The following is a 25,856-nucleotide window of genomic DNA, read 5'->3' as shown; positions in this document are numbered from 1 at the left end:
GCCAAAAAAACGAAGTGTTAAAGTTGGCAATTGTTTTTTCGGTTTTTTTTGAACAAAGGGGAATAATAAAATTGTTCTTCTCATCAAAAATAAGTTATGAGGTGACGAATATGCATACGATGTGGAAGGGGAGCATATCATTCGGTTTGGTGAACATTCCGATCAAACTTCATGCTGCAACGGAGGATAAGGATATATCTTTAAGGACGTTGCATAAGGAATGTCATACACCGATTAAATACGAAAAGGTTTGTCCAGTATGCGAGAAAGAAGTGGGGAAGGATGATATAGTCCGCGCTTTTGAGTATACAAAGGGAAAGTTTGTTGTATTGGAAGACAATGAACTAGAACAACTGAAAAAACAAAACGAAGAAAAAGCCGTGGAAATCGTGGATTTCGTTAAAATTGAAGAAATAGATCCTATTTATTTTAACCGGAGTTATTACATGTCCCCAAATGACGGGGGGATAAAAGCTTATTCCCTTTTGAGGCAGGCCCTCAAGGAATCGAATAAGGTTGGGTTGGCAAAAATCATCATTCGCTCCAAAGAACAAATGGCGGTAATCCGAGTCGTTGATAATACCTTGGTTATGGAAACGATTCATTATCCGGATGAAGTCCGCTCCACAGCGGATGTTCCGAATATCCCTGCCAATGATACCATTGTAAAAAAAGAAATCGATACTGCCGTATTATTGATAGATCAATTAACGACTACTTTCGATCCGACAAAATACACCGATGACTATCGAACCGCGTTACTAGAATTGATTGAATCAAAGAAAACGGGACAGACGACGATTACAGCGAAAACAAAAGAACCAGTTTCCAACAATGTAACTGATTTAATGGAGGCATTACAAGCATCCATAGACCGTACAAAACATGATGAACCGGAAAAGAAAAAGACGACCCGGAAGAAAGCGGCACCGAAAAAAAAGAAACAAGCGTAAACAGGAAGCTGAGCGGAAGACGGATGATGTCGCTCGGCTTTCTGCTTGTTTTTGCAAGGAATCAGGCTTCTAATAAGATGAAAAGGTCTTGATAAAGAGGGAAGGAACGTACAAACAGGTGAGTCGATCACGATGCAAGAAACTGAATGGAATTACAGGAAATTAGTGGATATTAACGAAAGCAAAAAAAATTCGCTCCCTAAAGAGCGACAATGAGGAATTCAATCGTGAAAATCAACATATAGGCGAACGGTTGTAGTTTTCGACTATATATTGTGTTCATATTCTACCATATTTAATTCTGAAATAGCAACTAAATTACTGAAACTAACCTATGAATTTTTCTGGAAATCAATGATATTTAGCCCATTAACGCCGCATATGGCCTTTTCATTTCATATACATATAAAAAGGTACTGAATAAAATGGATTTTTAGTATAATTTATACATATAGAACGATATAAATTTAATATGAATGGAAGATGCAAAATGGAAAATGGGAAAATCAAATCACTACATGCGGGGAAGCCGAAACAAGAAATTTTTTCGAATATCGATATCTTTTCAGCCATGGATAAACAAGCACAGGATAATTTGAAAGTGACTAAAGCTGGCATAATCGGTGATGGTGTCGGTAATGTAAAGTTCCATGGAGGTCCTGATCGGGCTTTGTGCTTTTACCCATTTGAGCATTATTCATTATGGAATGAAAAATTCTCTAAAAAGCTGGATATCCCTGCATTCGGTGAAAATTTAACTATAGCGGGAATGAAGGAAGAAACAACGTTTATCGGCGATATTTATCAAATAGGCGATGTGATTGTTCAAATTAACCAAGGGAGGATACCTTGTTCGACCATTTCCCTCTTCAATCAAGAACCTAAGTTTTTGGAACACGTGCTGAAAACGGGTTTCACTGGTTATTTTGCAAGAGTACTTCAAGAAGGAACGATAAATAAACAAAACGAGATTGTGCTGATAGATCGTCTACAAGAAAAAATTTCTGTCCATTACGCAGCAGAGGTCATCCTTCATAAACGGGATGGGCTTGAAGGTGCAAAGGCTTTACTAACACTAGACTCGTTAGCGGAAGACTGGAAACAAAGGATCTTGAAGAGGGTTCAAGCAGCTAAAGATTGAATGATTTTTGCAAAAGTGAAAAAAATGTCGATCAGGTATTGAAATTGACAGACTATTAATGTAAATTAAATATAATCAAATTTTGAAATCTTATGAAAATTATATAAAAGGATCTTATCGAGAGAGGTGGAGGGACTGGCCCGAAGAAACCTCAGCAACCAGCTTACGCAAAGGTGCTAAATCCAGCAAGCAGAGCTTGATAGATGAGGAGAATGTTTCAAAAACCTTCTTCTTTGAGAAGGTTTTTTTTCCTTTTCTCTCATACTCATAGAATACGACAAAAACAGGATTGTTTTTGAGAGAGGGTGTAATGATGAATTTTCGTAAAGAATTAAAAGAAAGAATGCTGGTTGGGGAAGGGGCAATGGGGACCCTGCTTTACTCTAATGGCATTGATCAATGTTATGAGGAATTAAACTGCACGAACCCAGATCAAATAGAGTCCATCCATCGAGCCTATCTGGAAGCTGGAGCAGATATCCTTCAATCGAATACATACGGAGCCAATTTCAATAAATTGAAGCGGTATGGACTTGAAGATGAAGTGAGCAGAATCAATCGCCAGGGAGTCATTCTTGCTAAAAAAGCGGCAAAAGGAAAGGCATACGTCTTCGGCACCATAGGGGCACAGCGGAGTATCAGGAAATCGGATTTAAGCATGGAGGAGATAAAACGGGGTTTTCGTGAACAGCTATACAGTCTGTTGATGGAAAATCCTGATGGGATTCTCCTGGAAACATTTTATGACCTGGAAGAACTGGAAACCGTCCTGCAAATCGTTAAAAATGAAACCGGACTGCCGATTATCGCAAATGTCTCGATGCATGAACTGGGTAATCTTCAAAATGGAATCCATTTAAATGAAGCCTTTCAAAAGCTCGAGCAATTGGGTGCCGATGTGGTTGGTGTGAATTGCCGCCTTGGGCCACATCATATGATTCGGGCCTTGGAAGAAGTGAGTTTGCCAAAGCAAGCATCGATTGCCATTTACCCTAACGCCAGCCTGCCGGATTATGTCGATGGGAGGCTCGTTTATAAAGCTGTCCCGGAATATTTCGGTTCTAGTGCCCTGGAACTTCGTGAGCAAGGCGCCGCGATCATAGGAGGGTGCTGTGGAACGACTCCACTGCATATTCAAGCTGTAAAGCATGCAATTGGAAGTTTGGCTCCCGTGAAAGAGAAATTTACGAAATCCCGTGAAATAGAAGTAATTGAGGTGAACGATAGGGAATTGGAACTTCCCCTTTACGAAAAAGCCAAAACGGAACGGACGATTCTTGTTGAGCTTGATCCACCGAAAAAGCTAGGGATAGAGAGTTTCATGACTGGTGCTGAGGTTTTGAAAAAAGCAGGGGTCGATTCCATTACATTAGCGGATAATTCACTTGCCTCACCAAGGATATCGAATGATGCACTGGCTAATTTACTGAAGAACCAATTAAATATAAATCCGATGGTGCATATAACATGCCGTGATCGAAATTTGATTGGCCTGCAGTCACATTTAATGGGTCTGCAGACGGTAGGGCTGAACGAAATATTGATCATCACCGGAGACCCTTCAAAAATTGGGGACTTCCCGGGTGCCACTTCGGTTTACGATTTATCTTCCTTTGACCTGATAAGTATGGTCAAACAATTTAATGAAGGTCTTTCCTATTCCGGTCAAAGTTTGGGTCAACGGGCAAATTTTAAAATTGCGGCAGCTTTTAATCCCAATGTGAAATATCTGGATAAAGCCGTACTGAGAATGGAAAAGAAGATTGCCTGCGGTGCTCAATCCTTTTTGACACAGCCAATTTATTCCGTAGAGCAAATCGAAGAAGTATATGAAGCGACAAAACATCTGGAAACCCCGATTTTCATCGGTATCATGCCCTTAACAAGCACCCGGAACGCCGAATTCATCCATAATGAGATCCCAGGCATCAAATTGCCTGATAATGTTAGAAGGGCCATGGCTCTAGCGGGGGATGACCCTGTAAAGTCAAGGATTGAAGGGGTGAATATCGCGCGGGAACTGGTGGACGCGGCTAGGGAAAAATTCAAGGGCATATATTTAATCACTCCATTCCTTCGCTATGAAATGACGGCGGAACTAACGAAATATATTAGAAAAGTCGATAGTAAACAGACATCAGAGGTGGCAGTACATGAATAAAAAAGCGATTCAAGATCAGTTAAATTCTAAGATTCTCCTACTTGATGGGGCGATGGGAACGATGCTTCAAGCGGAGAATTTGACAGCAGACGATTTTGGCGGGGAACAATTCGAGGGCTGCAATGAATATTTATCACTGACGCAACCGGAAATCATCCAATCCATTCATGAAAAATATTTAGCAGCGGGCGCAGATATCATAGAAACAAATACCTTTGGAGCGACCAGCATCGTCCTTGAGGAATACCAAATAAGTACGATTGCCTACAAGCTAAATAAAATTTCAGCTGAGCTTGCCGTTAAAGCTTGTGAAAAATATTCCAATGATGAATGGCCAAGATATGTAGCTGGCTCGATGGGCCCCACTACAAAAACGCTTTCCGTAACGGGCGGGACGACTTTTGATGTTTTAACAGATTCTTATGAAGAGCAGGCACTGGGTCTCTTGGATGGCGGGGTAGACTTGCTGTTGGTGGAAACCTGTCAGGATATGCTTAATGTCAAGGCTGCCTTTTCTGGAATCAAAGCAGCATTCGCTAAAACGGGAAAAGATGTGCCTGTCATCATATCAGGAACAATCGAACCGATGGGCACGACACTTGCCGGCCAGTCCATAGAAGCTTTTTATTTATCGGTTGAACATATGAAGCCCGTAGCTGTCGGCCTTAATTGTGCTACAGGGCCGGAATTCATGATAGACCATATCAGGACACTTGCAGATATATCAAATAGCGCCATCAGCTGTTATCCGAATGCCGGGCTCCCTGATGAAGAAGGCCACTATCATGAATCACCTACATCCCTGGCAGAGAAAATGAAGCAATTTGCCGAAAAGGGATGGGTCAATATCATTGGCGGATGTTGTGGCACGACACCAGAACATATTAAAGAACTTTCCAGGGTACTCGAAGGCATGAAGCCCCGTACAATTATGGAGGCTGCTCATGGTCATGCCGTATCAGGGATAGAGCCGCTAATTTATGATGATTCAATGCGTCCTTTATTCGTAGGGGAGAGAACGAATGTTATCGGTTCCCGAAAATTCAAGGAGCTGATACGTGGAAAGCATTACGAGCCAGCTGCCGAAATTGCACGTAACCAGGTAAAGAAAGGCGCCCATGTCATTGATATCTGTCTTGCCGATCCTGATGGGGATGAGCTTGGCGACATGAAGGAATTTGTAGAAGAGGTCGTCAAAAAAGTGAAAGTCCCATTGGTCATCGACACTACGGATGAAGTCGTACTTGAACAAGCATTAAAACATTCACAAGGAAAATCGATCATAAATTCCATAAACCTTGAAGATGGTGAAGAGCGCTTTGAAAAAATAGTACCCTTAGTCCATCAATATGGTGCTGCCGTTGTGGTAGGAACCATTGATGAAATTGGGATGGCCGTCGATGCTGAACGAAAATTGGAAGTGGCTACGCGGTCTGTGGATTTGCTCGTCAATAAGTACGGTCTAAACAAAAATGACATCATTTTTGATCCGCTGGTATTTCCTGTAGGCACCGGGGATGAACAATATATTGGATCTGCATTGGAGACGGTGAATGGAATAAAGGCGATTAAAGAAAAGTTTCCGGAATGTCTAACGATACTTGGAATTTCCAACGTTTCTTTCGGTCTGCCGGCGAGGGGAAGGGAAATATTAAATGCCGTTTTCCTTTACCATTGTACAAAAGCGGGTCTCGATTATGCTATCGTGAATACAGAAAAACTTGAACGTTTCGCCTTGATACCGGAAGAGGAAGTGAAATTGGCGGAGGCACTCCTGTTTGAAACATCAACTGAAACTTTAGCGATTTTTACCGAATTTTATCGTGGAAAAAAAGCGGAGAAGAAGGATGATGGTGTGATCCTGCCATTGGACGAACGTCTTGGTAACTATATTATCGAAGGAACGAAAGAAGGATTGATTGATGATTTAAATGAAGCGATAGAGCGCGGTGATACCCCATTGGAAATCATCAATGGACCATTGATGGATGGGATGAGTGAAGTGGGGCGGCTGTTCAATGACAACCAACTTATTGTCGCAGAGGTGCTTCAAAGTGCAGAAGCGATGAAGGCTGCTGTAGCTCACCTTGAACCACTTATGGAAAACGCTGAAGATAGTGCTAAGAAAGGGAAAATCCTGTTGGCGACCGTCAAGGGAGATGTGCATGATATCGGGAAAAACCTAGTGGATATCATCCTTTCCAATAACGGCTATGAAGTCATTGATTTGGGAATAAAGGTCGCACCGCAACAAATCATTGAAGAGGTTCGAAAACATGAGCCAACCATCATTGGCCTATCTGGGCTACTTGTCAAATCTGCACAGCAAATGGTTTTAACCGCGCAAGATTTAAGGCAAGCGGGAATAGATACCCCAATTTTAGTTGGAGGGGCAGCATTATCCCGTAAATTCACCGATTTTAAAATTTCACCTGAATATGAAGGGCCGGTTTTATATTCTAAAGATGCAATGGATGGTTTGGCGGTAACGAATATTTTACATGACGCCGACAAAAAAGTGGTGTACTTGGAAGAGTTGGTCGAGAAACGAGAAAGATCGAAAGCGAATGCCGCCATTGCTGCCACGTTGGAAAAACCTGTTCGTAAGCAGTCCACAGCGGCTCCTTTAAGCGATGTTCCTGTTCAAACACCGCGTGACATCAAACGACACGTCCTGAAAAACTATCCATTGGATGTCGTCCAGCCATATATAAATAGGCAAATGCTGATTGGTCATCATTTGGGGTTAAAAGGCAAAGTTACCGAATTGCTTAAGCAAGGGAATGAAAAAGCAGTGCAGCTCAATGATCTCGTAGACGAATTGATCGAATTCCTAAAGACGGAACCGGATTATGGTTTGAATGCAGTTTATCAATTTTTCCCTGCTCAAAGCGAAGGAGATAAGCTATTTATATACAACCCGGACAATCATCATGAGGTTTTGGAAACTTTCGAATTCCCCCGGCAAGATACGAATCCGAATCTTTGTTTAGCGGACTTCGCAAAACCGATTTCCTCCGGGCAAATGGATTATGTTGGTTTCTTCTTGGTCACTGCCGGAAAAGGAATCAGAAAATGGGCAGAAAAACTGAAACTTGAAGGTGATTTCTTGAAAAATCACGCCCTTCAATCACTTGCTCTTGAAACAGCTGAAGGGTTCGCGGAAAGAATTCATCAATTAATGCGGGATGATTTAGGTATAAGCGATCCGATTGATATGTCAATGAAAGAGCGGTTTGCAGCTAAGTACACCGGGCAAAGGTTTTCATTTGGTTATCCTGCTTGTCCTAATCTGGAAGACCAGGAGAAGCTATTCCGCCTGTTGCAACCTCAAGATATTGGCGTGGAATTGACTGAAGGATGCATGATGGAACCAGAGGCTTCCGTTTCAGCCATTGTTTTTGCACATCCTGAAGCCCGTTACTTTAATGTCAATCGATAACTTCATTTAATAAAGGCAGCGGTATTTTTTACCGCTGCCTTATTGCGCATGAAACCCCTTAACTGGTACACCTTAATGGTCAAAAGGAAGGGGATGCAGCACCTATGAAGAAGATGCTAAAATTAATTCTTGCCATGGCGAGTTCTCTCATTATTATTTTGTCTGATGTGGATGTGCAAAACATTCAAGTACATGCAGTTATTCCCGAAGAGATGACCCCGTTGCTAAAAAGTAAGGCGAATCAGAAAATCGCCTATTTGACCTTCGATGACGGACCATCCTTGAATACCATGGAGATATTGAATATTTTGGACCGCTATCATGTTAAGGCCACATTTTTCGTTAAAGGTAACGAAGAACCATACGCAAAGAATTGTTATCAGGAAATGATATCCCGCGGTCATTCGATCGCCCTTCATTCTTATACACATGATTATTCCATCGTTTATCGGTCGACTGAGAGTTTCTTTCAAGATTTGAATAGGCTTGAAACCATGCTGCAAGAGGAATATGGGATAAAAAGCCGTATTGTGCGCCTTCCTGGCGGCTCGAATAATCGGCTGCGGCATCAGGCGTCAACGAAACCAATCATCAATGGAATCCTTCAACAACTAAAGGAAAAAGGGTATATTTATTTTGATTGGTCAATTGACTCGACAGATGGCTTCAGTCCGTCAATAAGTGAACAACAAATCATTTCTGCTGTACAAAAAGGGACGAAAAATCAAAAGCATGTTAATATCTTATTGCATGATATCAATAGTATGAAAAATACAGTGAAAGCGTTGCCTGATATAATTGAATTCCTTAAAAAAGAAGGATATACCTTTGATACTATTGATGAGACTACGCCGAAAATGCAATTTAATTGATGAACACATTGTTTAACTATAGTAAATTAAGGTATAGGATATTGAGATTACAATGCGAAAGGATTTATCGTCTCTATGATGCCATCATTGTTTTTATCACATGGAACACCGTTATTAGCGTTGGAAAAGAATAGCTATACTCTTTTTTTGAAGGAGTATATGCAAACTATGAAGAAACCTGCTGCCATCGTTATTTTGTCAGCACATTGGGAAAATGAAGATCAAATGATTTCTGCAGTGGGGAAGCATGAAGTCATTTACGATTTTGCTGGATTTCCTGAAGAAGTATTTCAGATAACATATCCTGCGAGGGGATGCCTGGAGCTGTCAGATCGAATTTTAACCTTATTGTCCAGGATAGATGTATTGGGGGAACTTGATGAAAGGCGCCCCCTGGATCATGGAGCATGGGGGCTTTTGCATATCATGTACCCAGAAGCTGATATCCCGACCGTATCTATGTCCATTAGTCCTTCGCTGCCATTGGACAAGCAGTATGAAATTGGGAAAGCATTGAGGGAATTAAAGGAAAATAATGTCCTGATCATAGGAAGCGGTGGAATTGTCCATAATTTCACACATATTCAGGAAGATATGCATGTTGCAGAGGGATGGGCAATCGAGTTTGAGAACTGGGTCGAAGAAAAAATCATGAAATGGGATTTGCAATCTTTGTTCAATTATGAAAATATCGCCCCTTACAGTACAGAGGCTGTGCCTTCCAAAGAGCATTTCATTCCATTGGTCATCGCAATGGGCTCAGGGGATGACAATAAAAAAGCGGCTTTACTGCACAGAAGCTTTCAATATGGCAATCTAAGTTTAACAGCTTGGAAGTTTGAGTGAGCTGAAAGGGTTTTCAAACTAGTTAAATTTACCTGAAAAATAATCATTATACAAAAATACAAAAATCTTTTTTTAGCGAAAAAAAGACTTAAATGAGCAAAAAAGACAGTTAAAAGCGATTTTTGACGAATTAAGCAGAAATATAGTTGAAAAAAGGTTGTATAAAGTGGTTTAACCTTTGGATATTTCGACAAAAACATGTTAATATAACATCTGAAAACGTTTTATCCTTTAAAATTTTATTATTCAATAACCAAGTTATTTATTATATATCTTATATATATCCTATATTTGGGGAAAATTAGAAGAAAGAAATTTGGGGATGGATAAAACGGAATGAAAAAAATTATGAGAAAAATTTGGGGGTTTACAAAATGACCATCAATGATTCTAAGGTATTAGACCACTGGAAAGCTTTTTCGGGTCCAAACCTTGGGTATGTCATGGAGCAATACGATTTATTTCTAGCCAACCCGGAAGAAGTGGATCCGGAACTGAAAAACTTTTTTGAAGTAGCAGGTCCTCCTTCATTCGATGTATCGGCAGAAACAACGACTGTAAGTGCATCAACTGTACAAACTGGAGAAGTTCTTCCAATGAAGAAAATTATGTCTGCAGTGAAGTTAGCTGAAAATATCCGTGCATACGGGCATCTTGCTGCAAATATTTATCCTTTAAAAGAAGAAGCTCTGGACACTGAACAAATTCACTTTGAAAAATATGGCTTGACTGCAGATGATTTAAGGAAAATACCGGCTGACTTTATTTGTCCGGAATCACCTGAAGACGTGAAAGACGGATACGAAGCCGTACAATACCTAAAACAACTCTATACAAAAACGATAGCCTTTGAATTTCATCATGTTAATGACTTGGATGAAAAGCAATGGCTTACTGATATGGTCGAATCTGGAAGCATGTTCCCGGAAGTGGGAAAAGAGAAAAAAGAACTATTACTTAAACGATTGAATGAAGTAGAAGGTTTCGAGAAATTCCTTCACCGCACATATGTAGGGCAAAAACGTTTCTCAATTGAGGGACTGGATGCTATGGTTCCGATTTTAGATGAAATGATTTCACAAACTGTCCAAAACGGAACGGGTAATGTGAATATTGCCATGGCTCACCGTGGACGTTTGAATGTGCTTGCACATGTATTAGGAAAGCCTTATGAGGTCATTTTCTCTGAATTCCAACATTCACCGAATAAAGATTTGGTTCCTTCCGAGGGTTCAACAGGCATTAACAATGGATGGACAGGTGATGTTAAATACCATTTAGGTCTGGATAAACAGATTACTAAAGCTAATATACAAAAAGCAAGGATTACACTTGCCAATAACCCAAGTCACTTGGAAGTAGTCGGTCCAATCGTGGAAGGGTATTCTCGTGCGGCTCAAGAAGACCGTACAGAAAAAGGATTCCCTGTGCAAGACATTTCCAAATCTCTTGCAATCCTGATTCATGGTGATGCTGCATTCCCAGGTGAAGGAATTGTACCTGAAACGTTTAACTTAAGCCGTTTACGCGGTTATCAAGTTGGCGGCGCAATCCATATCATCGCTAATAACATGATCGGTTTTACAACGGAAAGTGAAGATTCACGTTCAACCTTATATGCTAGTGATTTGGCAAAAGGCTTCGAAGTGCCGATCGTGCATGTAAATGCAGATGATCCAGAAGCATGTATGGCTGCTGTGAACCTTGCTAACCTATATCGTGAAAAATACAACAAGGATTTCTTGATCGACCTGATCGGTTACAGACGTTTCGGCCATAACGAAATGGATGAGCCATTGGTGACTCAACCTGAAATGTATGCATTAATCCATAAGCATCCAACCGTAAAAGAGCTTTATGGGAAAAAACTTATTGAATCAGGCGAGTTCACTGAAGCTGAAGTTAAAGCGATTGCTGAGCAAGTGGATACAAGGCTTGCGGATGCATATGCGAAAATTTCCGGAAATAAACCGGAAGCTTCCAAAGAGTGTAATCCTCCAGGGATTATTGAAAAAGGACTTCCAGCCATTGAAACGGCAGTTCCGAAACAAGAACTTGTTACAATTAACGAAGAGCTTGTTAAATGGCCGGAAGGATTCACCCCTAATAAAAAATTAGGAAAGATCTTATCACGTCGCTTGGATTCCTTTGGTCCTGACGGAAAAATCGATTGGGCACATGCCGAGACATTGGCTTTTGCATCGATTTTAAGTGACGGCACGCCAATCCGTTTGACAGGACAAGATTCAGAGCGTGGAACATTCGCACAACGTAATATCATGTTACATGATAGTGTTAATGGAAAAACATATTCACCACTTCACACACTTGAAACTGCCAAAGCTTCATTCGCTGTTCATAACAGCCCGCTTACGGAAACGGCAGTTCTGGCTTATGAATATGGGTATAACGTTTTTGCACCTGAGACACTTGTATTATGGGAAGGCCAATTCGGTGACTTCGCTAATACAGCACAAGTGATCTTTGACCAATTCATCGCTGCTGGCCGTGCAAAATGGGGTCAAAAATCAGGTCTTGTCATGCTGCTTCCACACGGTTATGAAGGACAAGGGCCAGAGCACTCAAGTGCACGACTGGAGCGCTTCCTTCAATTAGCAGCTGAAAACAACTGGACAGTTGCTAACTTAAGTTCGGCAGCTCAATACTTCCATATCCTTAGAAGACAAGCTAAGATTTTGGATCAAGAACAAGTACGTCCGCTTGTCATCATGACACCGAAGAGTATGCTTCGTAATCAGGTGATGGCTTCTACAACAGAAGAATTCAGTGAAGGCGCGTTTGAATCATTCGTAGAAACCAAAACTTTGGGTAAAAAACCTAAATCGGTTGAACGCATTGTTTTTGCAACAGGTAAATTGGCGGTTGAACTTCGTGAAAAAGCGGCAACCGAAAAAAATACGGATTGGTTGCAAATCATCAGTATCGAAGAAATTTATCCATTCCCATTCACTGGAGTTCAAGAAGCCCTGAAAAAATATACAAATCTTAAAGAAATCTTCTGGGCTCAAGAAGAACCTAAAAACATGGGTGCTTGGACATTTGTTGAACCTCGCCTAAATGCAGCGGCTCCTGGCAATCTTTCAGTAACATATATAGGAAGGAAGCGCAGATCAAGCCCGGCTGAGGGAGATCCACTTGTCCATAAAAATGAACAACAACGGATTATGACTCAAGCAATTACACGCAATAATGAGGGGGAGAAATAAAATGGCTGAAGTAAAAGTACCTGAATTAGCAGAATCAATTTCTGAAGGATCTATTGCGCAATGGTTAAAACAACCCGGTGATCACGTTGAAAAAGGAGAATATGTCCTTGAACTTGAAACGGATAAAGTGAACGTTGAAATCATTTCAGATTATACTGGTACACTTTCTGAACATTTAGCAGAAGAAGGCGATACTGTCCAAGTCGGACAGGCTATCGCCATCGTTGATGAAAATGGATCAGCTGCAGCAGCTCCAAAAGCGGAAGCTCCTAAGGTTGAAGAAGCTAAAGCAGAACCAGTTAAGGCTGAACAAGCGGCTCCTGCTAAAGAGGCTCCTAAAGCAGAAGCGAAAGAATCATCATCCACTCAACAAGTTATTGCATCACCAGCTGCAAGGAAATTGGCTCGTGAAAAAGGAATTGACTTGACTCAGGTGCCTGTAGCAGATCCACTAGGTCGTGTACGTGTACAAGACGTAGAAGCAGCAAGTAATGCACCTGCAGCTCCGGCAGCACCTGCGGCAGCTCCAAAACAAGCTCCTGCAGCTAAACAAGCAGCAGCTCCTGTTGAAGTGAATGATGACCGCATTGAAGTGGTTAAAATGACACGCCGTCGTCAAACCATTGCCAAACGTCTAGTTCAAGTACAATCAGAAGCAGCCATGCTTACAACTTTTAACGAAGTCGATCTTTCTGCAGTCATGGAATTGCGTAACCGCCATAAGGATTCTTTCGTGAAAACAAATGATGTTAAACTTGGTTTCATGTCATTCTTCACTAAAGCCGTCATTGGCGCATTGAAAAAATATCCGTTATTGAATGCTGAAATCCAAGGCGACCATATCCTGAAAAAGAACTTTTATGATATCGGTGTAGCAGTATCCACTGATGAAGGTCTTGTCGTTCCGGTTGTAAGGGATGCTGACCGCAAAAGCTTTGCTGAAATCGAGAAGAACATTTCAGATTTAGCTGTTAAAGCGCGTAACAACAAACTGGGACTTTCAGATTTATCAGGTGGTACTTTTACCATCACTAACGGAGGGACTTTCGGTTCCCTATTATCAACACCAATATTGAATGCCCCTCAAGTTGGGATTTTGGGCATGCATACAATCAAGACTCGTCCAATCGCTGTTGGAGACCAAATCGAAAACAGACCAATGATGTACCTTGCATTATCTTATGATCACCGTATCGTAGACGGAAAAGAAGCTGTTGGTTTCTTGGTGGCCATCAAAGATATGCTTGAAGATCCAGAACAACTTTTACTTCAAGGCTAATAAAATAATACTACCCCCCTGTCATCTTGACATGGGGGTTTTTTTTGTTGAACAAGAAAGGATATTTTCATAGAAAAAAAGATAATGAAATTCAAGAAAGTTCATCTCTAATAAAAATGAATGTTTTTGAATGTATTTTTGGATGAATTTGATTATTTTTAAACGTTTATGATTGATTATTCTTTCATTTTCATATATGATGATGATATTAAAGTGAGGTGGGCGAATTGTTGACAACGGAAAGGCATCAGTTCATCTTATCGATCCTTAAAGAACAAGGAACGGTAAAGCTGCAGGAGCTTGTAGATCAGTTACAAGCCTCGGAGTCGACCATTCGGAGAGATTTAGTGCAACTCGAAGAAATGAAGCTCTTGAAACGCGTGCATGGCGGGGCCTCTTTACTGCAAAGAAAAGGCCTTGAGCCAACAACTATGGAAAAGCAATACAAAGCAAGAGCTGAAAAACAACTTATAGCAAAGCTGGCTGCTTCATTCACAGAGAAAAATGATTGTATATATCTTGATGCAGGTACGACAACTGCCGAAATGATTCCTTATTTAAAGGATAAAAATATAACGGTGCTGACAAATGGTCTTATGCATATTCCCAAACTCATCGAATTGGAAATCAAAACAGTGTTAGTTGGCGGAACGATAAAGTTTTCGACAAATGCGATTATAGGAAGTAATGCTGTACAGTTTTTGAATGAATACCGTTTTGATAAATGTTTCTTGGGAATGAACGGCATCCATCAAGAATTGGGTTTCACAACTCCAGACCCTGAGGAAGCCCTGCTGAAGAAGATGGCATTACGTCTCTCTAACGAGACCTACGTGCTTGCTGACAGTTCAAAACTTAATGAAGCTACTTTCGCCAAGGTGGCAGATGTAAGCGATGCCATTATCCTTACTGACAGCAATGATGAAGAGGCTGTTGCTCACCTTCAAAAAAATCCAAAGGTAAAGGTCGTGACCATTTAATGATTTATACAGTGACACTCAATCCATCCATCGATTACCTGGTCGAAGTGGAGAGCTTTCAAATGGGCAAGGTGAATCGAACCAGTTATGATGCAAAATTCCCTGGAGGGAAAGGGATCAATGTTTCCCGTGTGCTAAAAAGGCTGGGAAATAGTACAACAGCGTTAGGATTCATCGGTGGACAAACAGGTGAATTTGTAAAAAGGTTTTTAAGACAGGAAGAGATTTTCACGGACTTTACAGAAATAGCTGGAGATACAAGAATTAACATTAAATTGAAAACAGGGCTTGAGACCGAAATAAATAGCCAAGGGCCAGTCATTTCAAAAGGGAATTATCAACAATTATTTAGTCAGATTGAACAGTTGAACAATAATGATATCCTCATTTTGTCAGGAAGCATCCCTCCAAGCGTTCCTTCGGATGTATACGAAGCCATGGCAAGGTCTTGTACCCATAATGGCATTAAAGTGGTGGTGGATACGAGTGGCAAGGAATTACTGAATGTCCTTCCACACCGGCCATTTTTAATAAAGCCCAATCATCATGAGCTGGGTGAGCTTTTTTTCACCGAAATAAGTAACATTGATGATGCTAGGGAATATGGCGCTAAATTGGTTGAAGCAGGAGCACAAAACGTTATTGTTTCAATGGCGGGACAGGGTGCCGTGCTTTGCTCGGGTGGAGAATCATATTCCGCAAATGTTCCAAAAGGGAACGTCATCAACTCAGTGGGTGCCGGTGATTCCATGGTCGCAGGTTTCATCGGGACATATGAAAGGACAGGGGATATTCTATCTGCTTTCCGCTTCAGTCTTGCGGCAGGAAGTGCTACAGCCTTTTCATCCGATCTCGGTACATTGGATAAAATTGAAGAGTTATTACCGCAAATTGCTATCAATCAACTATCAGGAGGCTGACTCTATGAAAATTACAGACTTGTTAAAATTGGATACAATCATAATCAATCTGCAAAGTGTTACAAAGCAAGCAGTCATTGATGAACTATCAGGAAAGTTAGCCGAGGCAGACAGGTTAAATGATCTGGATGGTTTCAAAGCTGCCATCTTAAAACGTGAAGAACAAAGCACAACCGGGATTGGTGAAGGGATAGCCATACCGCATGCAAAAACAAATGCTGTAAAGATACCTGCCATCTGTTTCGGCAAATCGGTCAGTGGTGTGGATTATGAATCGCTTGATGGACAGCCGGCCCATTTGTTCTTTATGATTGCAGCCAGTGAAGGAGCGAATGCAGATCACTTGGAAACTCTTTCCAGGCTTTCTTCGTTACTGATGGATGATAAATTCAGGGCCCGATTGATTTCTGCTTCTTCTGGTGAGGAAGTGTTGGAGATAATCAATCAAAAAGAAATGGAAGCTTATGAAGAAGAAAGTGAAGAAAAGCAATTGAGTAATAGCGCCAGCAGTAACGATAAAGGAGGTAAAATCCTTGCCGTTACAGCTTGTCCAACAGGAATTGCCCATACTTATATGGCTGCAGATGCGTTAAAGGCTAAAGCGAAGGAAATGGGAATCGATTTCAAAGTGGAAACAAATGGTTCCACAGGTATTAAAAATGGTTTAACCGCCGCAGAAATTGAAGAGGCGGATGCCATTATTGTTGCGGCTGATAAGCAGGTGGAAATGGAGCGTTTTAATGGAAAACATGTCATTATTGTCCCTGTTGCCCAGGGGATCCGGAAGACCGAGGAACTGTTAACCAGAGCCATGAATCAGGATGCACCTGTTTACAAAGGAACTGGAAATGGTAAAAGTGATGAAGGTGATTCAGCTAAGGGAGGATTGGGGATTTACAAGCACTTAATGAATGGTGTAAGTAATATGCTTCCATTTGTCGTCGGGGGCGGAATCTTGATTGCGCTTTCTTTCTTTTTTGGAATCGAGGCAGCCGATCCGGCAAGTCCGGATTATAATCCCATTGCCAAAGCACTAAGTGATATTGGCGGGGGAAATGGTGCCTTCTTCTTGCTTATCCCAGTACTCGCTGGATTCATTGCTTCAAGTATAGCCGACCGTCCAGGTTTTGCCCCTGGTATGGTAGGTGGATTATTGGCAGCACAGGCTAATGCCGGTTTTCTTGGCGGACTGATCGCCGGTTTCCTTGCAGGTTATGTCGTCTTACTATTAAGAAAATTGTTTTCCAAGTTACCGCAAACACTTGATGGCATTAAACCGGTTTTACTCTATCCTGTATTCGGAATGTTAATTACAGGGTTTATCATGATATTTCTCGTAAATGAACCAGTAACAGCAATTAACACGGGCCTGACTAATTGGCTGCAGGGCTTATCCGGCACGAACGCAATATTCCTCGGCTTGATTCTTGGGGGCATGATGGCTGTGGATATGGGAGGCCCCTTAAATAAAGCGGCATTCACTTTTGGGATTGCAGCCATTGAAGCATCAAGTTTCGGACCGCATGCTGCAGTTATGGCTGGTGGAATGGTTCCTCCTCTTGGAATCGCACTTGCAACTACATTCTTTAAAAGTAAATTCAGTGAAATGGAAAGGAAATCCGGCTTCACTAATTACTTCATGGGTGCTTCGTTCATTACAGAGGGAGCGATTCCTTTTGCGGCGGCGGATCCATTGCGGGTTATTGTCAGCAGTGTTATTGGATCAGCGACGGCAGGAGCGCTGTCAATGGCTTTTGGTGTAACATTGCCAGCGCCGCATGGGGGTATATTCGTCATCCCTCTAGTCAACCATCCTTTCCGCTATTTGCTGGCGATTTTAATAGGAGCCCTCATTACCGCTTTAATATTGGGAATCTGGAAAAAGAAACAAAAATAATATACTACAAAAGCGGGTCCGAGATAAATGGACCCGCTTTTTATTATTCCCATTCCAATATTTCGATCCGGCCGAAGGAATCGGTTAAATATATACGGTTGCACCGGGCAACCTCCCATCTACTGTAAAAGAAAAATGCTTAGTTATTAAAATGTTGTTTAAATTCGTTGAGATTTTCAACTTCAAGTGCTGGATGCGCTTTTTTTTTGCGTAATGAAATGATCCTCCGTTCCGACATGAATCTTGATCGATCCCGATTCGAACCATAACCCGCCATTGGAACTTAATGACAGAGGCTTTTTCACTTCCCGGAACATTAGTATCTCAGTGAAAAACTTCCTTGATTGGTCCTCGGTATTAGGAGATGCTAATTGGTAATGGTCGATTGACTTAAAAAGGAAGTTCATTTTGCAACGCCTTCCAATTCCTTATATATCCAATTTTAAAATAAGGCTCTTTTCGTAAAGGTTGTTGTTTTTAAAACGACTCTATTTAAGGTTGATTGGAGCGGAAGTGCGAGACTCCTGCGGGAGCAGCGGGACAGGTGAGACCCCACAGGCGTTTACGCCGAGGAGGCTCACCGCCCGCACCAAGGAAAGCGAGCATCTGGAGGGAAAGCAACCACACCGCACAAAGTATGCGAAAACAGCCTAAAATAAAAAGATCAATAGGGATGTTTTTTTTTGATTGTCATCGATAAAATCTCCTATGTTTTAGTTGTGCATGGTTTAAGAAAGCATGAATATTTATGTTTATGGGTAAAGGAGTATTAAAATGAATAAAAGGAGTGAATGTACATGCTGAAGAAAAATACCTTAAAAACGGTGAAAAGGGATGATATGATTGATGTTACGACAGAAGTACAGGCATTCATCAAGGAAAAGGGGATTCAAGAGGGTGTAGCTCTTATATATTGTCCACATACGACTGCAGGGATCACGATCAATGAAAATGCTGACCCCGATGTCAAAAAGGATATATTGAGGAGATTGGATGAGCAATACCCATGGAATCATACATTGGATTTACATATGGAAGGAAACACGGCTGCCCATTTGAAATCAAGTACGGTTGGTTCTTCACAACAGGTGATCATCCATAAAGGGAGCTTAGTCCTTGGTACTTGGCAGGGTGTGTATTTTTGTGAATTCGATGGTCCAAGAGAAAGGCAATATTTTATTAAATTATGTGTCGACCAGTAAAATGGAAGGTTCAGCATGGATGAAGTGGGAGGAAGCGGAGTGGACGATGTTCGGATTGAAGGTAGCAAAGTCATATTGAGGAATGTAAAACAAGCCGATTTAAAACGTTTATGGAGCCTGAAATATGGCGAAACCGATCCGGAATGGAAAAAATGGGATGCACCTTATCTCCCTCTTGAACTCATTGATTTCCATACGTTTATCGAAAGAGAAACGAAGCATAAAACCTATGATGAAAAAATCGGGACTTACTCCGAGCTATTAATGGAAAAAAACGATCAAATTATAGGATCTGTTGTATATTACTGGGAACATGAACCTTCACGCTGGCTTGAAATCGGAATTACTATTTTTGATCCCCAGTTTTGGAATGGCGGTCATGGGACAGAAGCATTAATGATGTTCAGTGGGTATTTATTCGAAAACCTGGAGATTGAGCGGGTTGGACTTACAACTTGGTCAGGTAATGAACGTATGATCGCAGTTGGGAAAAAGGTAGGAATGCAAGTAGAGGGAAGAATGAGAAAATGCCGCTATCATGATGGTTATTATTATGATTCAATCAGAATGGGAATGCTGCGGGAAGAGTGGGAATCATTAAAATTCCGTAGGTAAATGGAAACGTGAAAATATTTCCTTCATTTCCTTGGAAAAAATTTAGCACTGTTTTCTCCCATATGGTCTGTTATCCTAGGAAGATGCTTAACGAGGAGGTAACAGGATGAAATTATCAGTATTAATATCCGTGATAATGACTCTAAGTGTCATCGTACTTGGTATAGCTTTTCCTAAGGGTACGACAAGTGAAGCTTCTGATGGGGCAACCAAACATGTCATTAAACAAGGTGAATCGATATGGGATATTGCAAAGCAGTACGGTGTTCCAATCGGTAAGTTAAAAGAAGTCAATCATAACGTAAATAATGTTGCCGAACCTGGTAAAACATTGATTATTCCGCATGTAATGAATGATAAAGATAAAGAATTATTAGCTAGGCTTGTGCATGCAGAAGCCAAAGGGGAACCATACAGAGGCAAGGTCGAGGTAGCGGGAGTTGTTTTGAATCGCCTTGATAGCAATGAATTCCCTGATACGGTCCGGGAAGTGATTTATCAAAAAAACCAATTCTCGCCTGTTGGTGATGGCAGTATAAACAAACCGGCAGGAAAGGATGCCAAGAGAGCTGTCAATGAAGCATTGGCTATTCATGGCTACACAAATGATGCCTTGTATTTTTGGAATCCAAGTATTTCGGACAGCGAATGGATGAAACAATTAGAGGTAATAAAAATTATCGGTGGGCACCATTTTGCCATCTAAACTGCATCTTAAGAACCGGTTTTCCAAATGGGAGACCGGTTCTTTTTTTTAGAAAACCGTTAAATGATATCAGCCCACATTTCGCGGGGATTCAGCTCATAAATGCTGTTTTCGCGGTACATGATGCTTCCGATAATGAGTTCACGTCTTATCGTTGCATAATCATCATGGAAAGACTGGATGAATTCATTCAGTTCTTTTTCTGGATATTTACGTCCCTTTTCCAGAAGGCTTCCAATATGATGAAGAACGATCATTTTCTTTTTTCTTTGTGCTGGTATAGTTTTTAGTCGACCATCTGGAGTATAAAAGTTGTCAAGGATCTTTTTATGTTCTAAAATCAGCTTTTGATTTTCCATTTTACTGAAGTCCCCCTTAGTTGAAACCATTTTAGGCAATGCTGACGAATAATGCTTCAGGACATCTTCATTCAAAAAATAATAGACCGTATTTTTTTCCCTCCGGTCCTTCACTAAATTAATGTCTTTCAATTTCGATAAATGGTGTGAGATGGTCGGAGCCGTCAATTTTAGTATACCTGCAAGTGCCTGTCCGTGTTTTGGACCGTTTGCCAGGATGGATATTATCCTGATCCTTGTCACATCACCAATCGTCTTGTGGAAAGCGACCAATTTTTCTAATTGCACTTTATCCCCCCTTATAATTAGATTAACATCTAATTAGATAATAATCTAATTAGTGGCAGTTAATCAAGTTACTATTCACTTTTCTATATTGCTTGGAAGATCTGATGTATACTTTAGGGGAATACTAAAAAAATTAATCCGGAATTAAGGAGCTGTAACATGGCCAATACTCATGTTTATACAAGAAAAGAAGAAGTGGTCAATGCGATAACCCACGGTGTCGGCGTTTTGTTGAGTATTGCCGCACTTGTGCTTTTAATCATATTCTCAGCCCAAACAGGATCGCCTTGGAATGTAGTCATTTCGGTCATATATGGTGTTTCCATGCTTCTTTTATACGTCTCTTCCACTTTAGTGCATAGTTTTCCAGAAGGTAAAACAAAGGATATTTTTGAAATCTTTGATCATTCAGCCATATATATATTCATTGCAGGAACATACACGCCAATCATGCTTCTTGTGATCAAAGGGTCACTGGGCTGGACACTGCTAGGTATCATTTGGGGAGTTGCAATCATTGGCGTCGTCTTCAAAGCTTTCTATGTGAAAAAATTCCTCTTCCTTTCGACGATCCTTTATATTGCCATGGGGTGGATGATCGTTATCGTTTGGGGACCACTTACAGCTACGATGCCTGCAGCGGGTATCCAGCTACTGATTGCAGGGGGATTGCTTTATACGTTCGGAGCCATCTTTTATGTTTGGCGGGGTTTTCCGTTCCATCACGCGGTTTGGCATGTATTCGTGCTTGGGGGAACTGCCACACACTTTTTTGCGGTATTGTTTTATATCCTTCCACAATGATATCTTGGCCGATTTGATGTATTTGAGGGATTGGTTGAGGTTTTAAATGACCCCCATTAGGAAATAAGTAAGGTATACAAACTAAAGGAGGAAAAAACTAATGGGGAGATCAATCAAAATATTATCAGTGCCGTTTGCCGCTATGCTTGTTTTGGCTGGATGCGGCGAAGAAAAAGATGAAGTGAAAAACCCCCCGGTTCAGGAAAATGAAAATCAAGCTGAAAATAATCCTGAAACAGGCAAGGATAATAATGAAAAACTGCCTTTCACATATAAGGATTTTCAATTAGAAGTGGATTATACCGGCAATGATAACGAATACGAAGCTGAATATGATACAATGGGAGCCCAAACAGAAGCTTCAATCGAGGACAAGCTTAACAAACACGAAGTTCACGGTGATGAAGCAATGAAAGAGTTGACCCCGATTCTAGAAAAATTGACATTCACTAAAGATTCAACAGATGAGGAAGTCATTCAAGAAGTTACAAAAGCTTTTAATTTGAAGGATGGCTATCAAGAATTTGATTTAGAGATCGTTTTCGATGATGGTACGAAAAAAGAATATAAAGTGAGTAATAAGTAACTAAAATCCGTAACGATATTCTGCATGTTTCTGTGTGCCTTCAATAGTTGTCAAATTACTGTTCCTATAGTAAAATGATTACGGTTAGCAAAGGGGATAATATACATTTGCTATTCATATTCGGACTTATGGGGATAGGACCGCAATAAACACTTGCAAAAAAGATTCTTTTTTAAGAGTCTTTTTTTTTTGCAGTATTCTGGAAGTTGAATATAGAAGAAAAGAGAGGATACCACAAGCGGTATCCTCTCTTGATTTACCCATCATTGGGATATTGGTGCATTTTTTTTTGGCAGCATATTAGCCGACGCTAACCTTGAACGGATTGTAATGCCAAGCCAAGATGCAAGGAATGCCTTTAAAACGCCTACGATTATAAATGGTGCAAAACCGCTGGCGAATGCCACTGGCCAAGATAATGAACTCATATATTTTAACCAAACCGTACCGATTACCAAAGTAATTATCATCCCGATTGTATTTGCAACGAAAGCCATTGCAACGGAGAAACGGGTTTTTTCCAATATCAGACCCGTTATGTATACTGTCGGGATATAGGATAATAAATAACCGCCTGTCGGACCGAATATCTTAGCTAGTCCCCCAGACATTTCAGCGAAAACCGGTACTCCCGCTGCCCCTATGAACAGGTATAGTAAAACGGAAGAGGTTCCATAACGTGAACCCAGTATCGTTGCTGCCAGTCCAACAGCTAGAGTCTGTCCTGTAATCGGAACTAAGGGCAGTGGAATGGTAATTTGGGCAAGTATTCCTATAAGTGCTGCAAATAATGCTGTAACCATCATCATTCTTAACTTCTCATGACGCTCCTTCATCGTGTTTCCTCCTAATGTAAACCTGGATATGTAACGAGTTAACATATAAAGAATTTTAATATGTTAAGTAAACACTGTCAATGGTATTATGCATTTTATTTCAATAATGGACCTAGAGAATACAGGGTTTTACTAGGATGAAATTCAAAACTTGGAAAATAAATGAAACTTTTTAAATGCATCAATCGTATGAATGGTAAGCGAAGTAAATGGAGGGGATTATAACCATAGATTATTAATGTTGGTAAAACGCTTATCCTAGGCCATTAAAGTAGTATGCGGCTTGGAAAAATCGAATTTAAAGGATGAAAGAGATGGAGTTATTTGGAGTTCCATTAGAAACAGTCTATTTATATGGATTAATTATATTCGGGGGGTTAACATTCTTATTTATCTTGTTTAATGATATATTTTCCGGCCTTGAATTACCGGATATATTTAATCCTACGCTCATTTTTTGCTTTTTGACCGTGTTTTTTGCGAGTGGTTTTTTACTTGAATCGCTTTCAGGGCTTAATGCTGGATTATGTGCCGGCATTTCCCTCATCATTTCATTTACCATCGTCACTTTACTGAATGTATTTGTTTTGATTCCCATCTCATCAGCGGAAGAAAGTTTGACATTTCATGATAATGACCTGAGAGGAAGGGTCGGCAGGGTTCTCACATCAATCCCCGTTGACGGGTTTGGGGAAGTCCTGATAGAAAGCATCAGTGGAAGTATCGCCAAAACTGCGGCCAGCTATAAGAATGAAGGAATTGTTTCGGATACAAAGGTCTTGATCATCGAAGTTAAAAATGGGGTTATCTATGTTATGCCCCACCAGGATTAAAAAAGTGTAGGAGGTATGGTATGTTTGATTTGATTTGGATAGTTGTCGCCATAGTTGCAGTTTTATTTATCGCACTTATTGCTGTCTTTGTTACGAAATATCGCACGGCTGGTCCTGATGAGGCATTAATCGTGACCGGAAGCTACTTAGGAAGCAAAAATGTTCACATTGACGAATCAGGAAATAAAATTAAAATCGTCCGCGGCGGGGGTGCTTTCGTTCTCCCGGTGTTCCAGCAAGCGGAACCACTAAGCTTATTGTCAAGCAAGCTTGAGGTCTCCACTCCCGAAGTATATACAGAACAGGGAGTTCCGGTCATGGCAGATGGTGTATCGATCATCAAGATTGGCGGTTCAATCACCGATATAGCCACAGCTGCTGAGCAATTCCTTGGTAAATCGAAAGATGACCGTGAACAGGAAGCGCGGGAAGTATTGGAAGGGCATCTTCGTTCCATCCTTGGTTCGATGACCGTCGAGGAAATTTATAAAAACCGTGAAAAGTTTTCCCAGGAAGTACAGAGGGTTGCCTCGCAGGACTTAGCTAAAATGGGACTCATTATCGTATCGTTCACGATTAAAGATGTTCGTGACAAAAATGGATATCTTGAGTCGCTCGGAAAGCCAAGGATTGCACAGGTGAAGAGGGATGCCGATATAGCTACCGCCGATGCAGAGAAAGAAACGCGAATCAAGCGAGCCGAAGCATCGAAGGAAGCTCAGCGTGCCGAACTTGAAAGGGCAACCGATTGTATATCTGATTTGTTGGGGATAAATATAAGGAATCTAATATTCAATATACTTGTACTTATTTTTCCCCAAATTATATGGGTGAAATAAATATATTTCTCTTTTAATGTTGTTAGTTCATTAAAGGATATGTACCAACAAAATCTCGGAACTCTCTATAAATATATACATAAAAATTTTGTGAATAATTATAATATCCTAATCAAACCAAAACCTAATTATGAAAAGGTTTTTTTATTTTGGCGGTTTTTCAAAGATCGTTGCTAACTGAGGGTTTAAAATAAAAACAGAATTTGATCTACAAATCTTGCAGCATCAAACCCGTTAAATGGAAAATGGATGGATGAACTAAAAAAAGCAGCTGTAATAGTTTCGGAACAACATCCCATTCGCAACCAGAGTATTATGATTGGATGAATGCACAGTAAAGTATAGAGAGAAACAGTACTCCATAAAGCAGAGGGCTGTTTTTAATTTCTAGATATAATGTGGTCAAATTATCCAATTTATATTATAATAAATTAAATCCTTGGGGGTGGCTGTTATGGCCACCTTTAAGGTGGTTGTATTCTAGCTATCCGCAATAAATAATTTGTGGAGGGATCTAGAATGTCCGATATGAAGCTAAAAAAATTGTTTGTGATAGTGTTTGTATTAGTTGCTAGTTTTATATGGCAAGGAGTAGTTGTTGGGCTCATTCAGGTACATCCTGAATTGATTGACACTAATAAGGTTGTAAACTTTGTTACCAACAATTTAATTCAAATACTTCTTGCCTATTACTTCGCTAATGAACGGTAAGGTGAATTACAAAAGGGATTCCTAAATAGGAGGAACCAATGTAACCTATATCTTAGCTTACGGAGACTGTGAAGAAGGCGGATAATAGGAACTAAAAAAATCATTTTCGGGTACCTTCATCTTTTAGATCTTCGTTTATGGAGGTAGTTAGGCATTCTAGGTTTCTACGAATTATCTTGCTAGCCGGAATACAACCAAGGGCCTGTGTACTTTCGAGTATGCAGGTTTTTTATTAGGGGAAGGTTAGATTAATAATATCTTTTTTAAATTTTCCGTAATAAGGAACTGTTTTCAATATATGCTAATCGTATTTCTAATGTCGGTATTATTGATACTATTAAAATGAACGAAGTAATTTG

Annotated in this window: 21 protein-coding genes, 1 pseudogene and 1 riboswitch; of the genes and pseudogenes, 19 read left to right on the top strand and 3 right to left on the bottom strand. The window is 40.6% G+C overall.

Annotated elements, in window-relative coordinates; genetic code table 11:
* The first annotated feature begins 110 nt into the window (after positions 1–110).
* From ku to OTG27_RS03560, 11 genes are all read left to right on the top strand, one after another.
* A complete protein-coding gene (gene ku, locus OTG27_RS03610; protein WP_048687774.1) occupies positions 111–953 on the top strand; it encodes a non-homologous end joining protein Ku in 843 nt (280 codons plus the stop codon).
* A gap of 490 nt (positions 954–1,443) precedes the next feature.
* Positions 1,444–2,094 (top strand): MOSC domain-containing protein, encoded by a 651-nt coding sequence (locus OTG27_RS03605; protein ID WP_268936246.1) that lies wholly within the window; start codon positions 1,444–1,446, stop codon positions 2,092–2,094.
* Positions 2,095–2,205: 111 nt separating this feature from the next.
* Positions 2,206–2,304, top strand: a riboswitch (SAM riboswitch).
* A 103-nt stretch (positions 2,305–2,407) separates the two neighbouring features.
* Entirely contained in the window at positions 2,408–4,255 is a 1,848-nt protein-coding gene (locus OTG27_RS03600) for a bifunctional homocysteine S-methyltransferase/methylenetetrahydrofolate reductase (protein WP_057277364.1), read from the top strand.
* Positions 4,248–7,697: a methionine synthase gene (metH, locus tag OTG27_RS03595; RefSeq protein WP_268936245.1), complete on the top strand. Its 3,450-nt coding sequence runs from the start codon at positions 4,248–4,250 to the stop codon at positions 7,695–7,697. The genes OTG27_RS03600 and metH overlap by 8 nt, the downstream gene beginning before the upstream one ends.
* 104 nt (positions 7,698–7,801) lie before the next feature.
* Positions 7,802–8,569 (top strand): polysaccharide deacetylase family protein, encoded by a 768-nt coding sequence (locus tag OTG27_RS03590; RefSeq protein ID WP_268936244.1) that lies wholly within the window; start codon positions 7,802–7,804, stop codon positions 8,567–8,569.
* A 75-nt stretch (positions 8,570–8,644) separates the two neighbouring features.
* Entirely contained in the window at positions 8,645–9,415 is a 771-nt protein-coding gene (locus tag OTG27_RS03585) for a dioxygenase family protein (RefSeq protein WP_268936243.1), read from the top strand.
* 374 nt (positions 9,416–9,789) lie between these two features.
* Positions 9,790–12,642, top strand: coding sequence for a 2-oxoglutarate dehydrogenase E1 component (locus OTG27_RS03580; RefSeq protein ID WP_063575910.1), 2,853 nt, complete (start codon positions 9,790–9,792; stop codon positions 12,640–12,642).
* A gap of 1 nt (position 12,643) precedes the next feature.
* Complete coding sequence (gene odhB / locus OTG27_RS03575) at positions 12,644–13,921, top strand: 2-oxoglutarate dehydrogenase complex dihydrolipoyllysine-residue succinyltransferase (RefSeq protein ID WP_057277368.1); 1,278 nt, start codon at positions 12,644–12,646, stop codon at positions 13,919–13,921.
* A 227-nt stretch (positions 13,922–14,148) separates the two neighbouring features.
* Entirely contained in the window at positions 14,149–14,901 is a 753-nt protein-coding gene (locus OTG27_RS03570; protein WP_268936242.1) for a DeoR/GlpR family DNA-binding transcription regulator, read from the top strand.
* Positions 14,901–15,821: a 1-phosphofructokinase gene (gene pfkB, locus OTG27_RS03565; protein WP_268936241.1), complete on the top strand. Its 921-nt coding sequence runs from the start codon at positions 14,901–14,903 to the stop codon at positions 15,819–15,821. The genes OTG27_RS03570 and pfkB overlap by 1 nt, the downstream gene beginning before the upstream one ends.
* A gap of 4 nt (positions 15,822–15,825) precedes the next feature.
* A complete protein-coding gene (locus tag OTG27_RS03560; RefSeq protein WP_268936240.1) occupies positions 15,826–17,718 on the top strand; it encodes a PTS fructose transporter subunit IIABC in 1,893 nt (630 codons plus the stop codon).
* 182 nt (positions 17,719–17,900) lie between these two features.
* Here the strand turns inward: OTG27_RS03560 and OTG27_RS03555 are convergent, their stop codons facing one another.
* A complete protein-coding gene (locus OTG27_RS03555; protein WP_268936239.1) occupies positions 17,901–18,125 on the bottom strand; it encodes a VOC family protein in 225 nt (74 codons plus the stop codon).
* 390 nt (positions 18,126–18,515) lie between these two features.
* Here OTG27_RS03555 and OTG27_RS03550 point away from each other — a divergent pair, with 390 nt between their 5' ends.
* From OTG27_RS03550 to OTG27_RS03540, 3 genes are all read left to right on the top strand, one after another.
* A complete protein-coding gene (locus tag OTG27_RS03550) occupies positions 18,516–18,920 on the top strand; it encodes a secondary thiamine-phosphate synthase enzyme YjbQ (protein ID WP_048679988.1) in 405 nt (134 codons plus the stop codon).
* Positions 18,921–18,959: 39 nt separating this feature from the next.
* Complete coding sequence (locus OTG27_RS03545; protein WP_268936427.1) at positions 18,960–19,535, top strand: GNAT family N-acetyltransferase; 576 nt, start codon at positions 18,960–18,962, stop codon at positions 19,533–19,535.
* 106 nt (positions 19,536–19,641) lie between these two features.
* Positions 19,642–20,241, top strand: coding sequence for a cell wall hydrolase (locus OTG27_RS03540; RefSeq protein ID WP_268936238.1), 600 nt, complete (start codon positions 19,642–19,644; stop codon positions 20,239–20,241).
* A 59-nt stretch (positions 20,242–20,300) separates the two neighbouring features.
* Here the strand turns inward: OTG27_RS03540 and OTG27_RS03535 are convergent, their stop codons facing one another.
* Complete coding sequence (locus OTG27_RS03535; protein WP_268936237.1) at positions 20,301–20,888, bottom strand: DUF2087 domain-containing protein; 588 nt, start codon at positions 20,886–20,888, stop codon at positions 20,301–20,303.
* 159 nt (positions 20,889–21,047) lie between these two features.
* Between OTG27_RS03535 and trhA the strand changes: the two genes are divergently transcribed.
* A complete protein-coding gene (gene trhA / locus OTG27_RS03530) occupies positions 21,048–21,692 on the top strand; it encodes a PAQR family membrane homeostasis protein TrhA (protein ID WP_249598142.1) in 645 nt (214 codons plus the stop codon).
* Between the two features lie 100 nt (positions 21,693–21,792).
* On the top strand, positions 21,793–22,278 hold the full coding sequence (locus OTG27_RS03525) for a YusW family protein (protein WP_268936236.1): 486 nt from the start codon (positions 21,793–21,795) through the stop codon (positions 22,276–22,278).
* Positions 22,279–22,541: 263 nt separating this feature from the next.
* Here OTG27_RS03525 and OTG27_RS03520 read toward each other — a convergent pair whose 3' ends face one another.
* Positions 22,542–23,114, bottom strand: a complete 573-nt coding sequence (locus OTG27_RS03520) for a biotin transporter BioY (RefSeq protein WP_048679976.1) — start codon at positions 23,112–23,114, stop codon at positions 22,542–22,544.
* A 314-nt stretch (positions 23,115–23,428) separates the two neighbouring features.
* Here OTG27_RS03520 and OTG27_RS03515 point away from each other — a divergent pair, with 314 nt between their 5' ends.
* The 3 genes and pseudogenes from OTG27_RS03515 (at position 23,429) to OTG27_RS03505 (ending at position 25,497) form a co-directional block, all read left to right on the top strand.
* Complete coding sequence (locus OTG27_RS03515; RefSeq protein ID WP_057277378.1) at positions 23,429–23,947, top strand: NfeD family protein; 519 nt, start codon at positions 23,429–23,431, stop codon at positions 23,945–23,947.
* A 20-nt stretch (positions 23,948–23,967) separates the two neighbouring features.
* Positions 23,968–24,696 (top strand): annotated as a pseudogene (locus OTG27_RS03510) (flotillin family protein); the annotation flags it as partial.
* Between the two features lie 609 nt (positions 24,697–25,305).
* Positions 25,306–25,497, top strand: coding sequence for a hypothetical protein (locus tag OTG27_RS03505; RefSeq protein ID WP_268936235.1), 192 nt, complete (start codon positions 25,306–25,308; stop codon positions 25,495–25,497).
* Positions 25,498–25,856: the final 359 nt, after the last annotated feature.

The organism is Peribacillus sp. AS_2 (assembly GCF_026891895.1).
In the GTDB taxonomy this organism is placed as follows: Bacteria; Bacillota; Bacilli; order Bacillales; family DSM-1321; genus Peribacillus; species Peribacillus frigoritolerans.
Note: the sequence above shows the minus strand (reverse complement) of the source record. Positions and strands in the feature narration are given on the sequence as shown.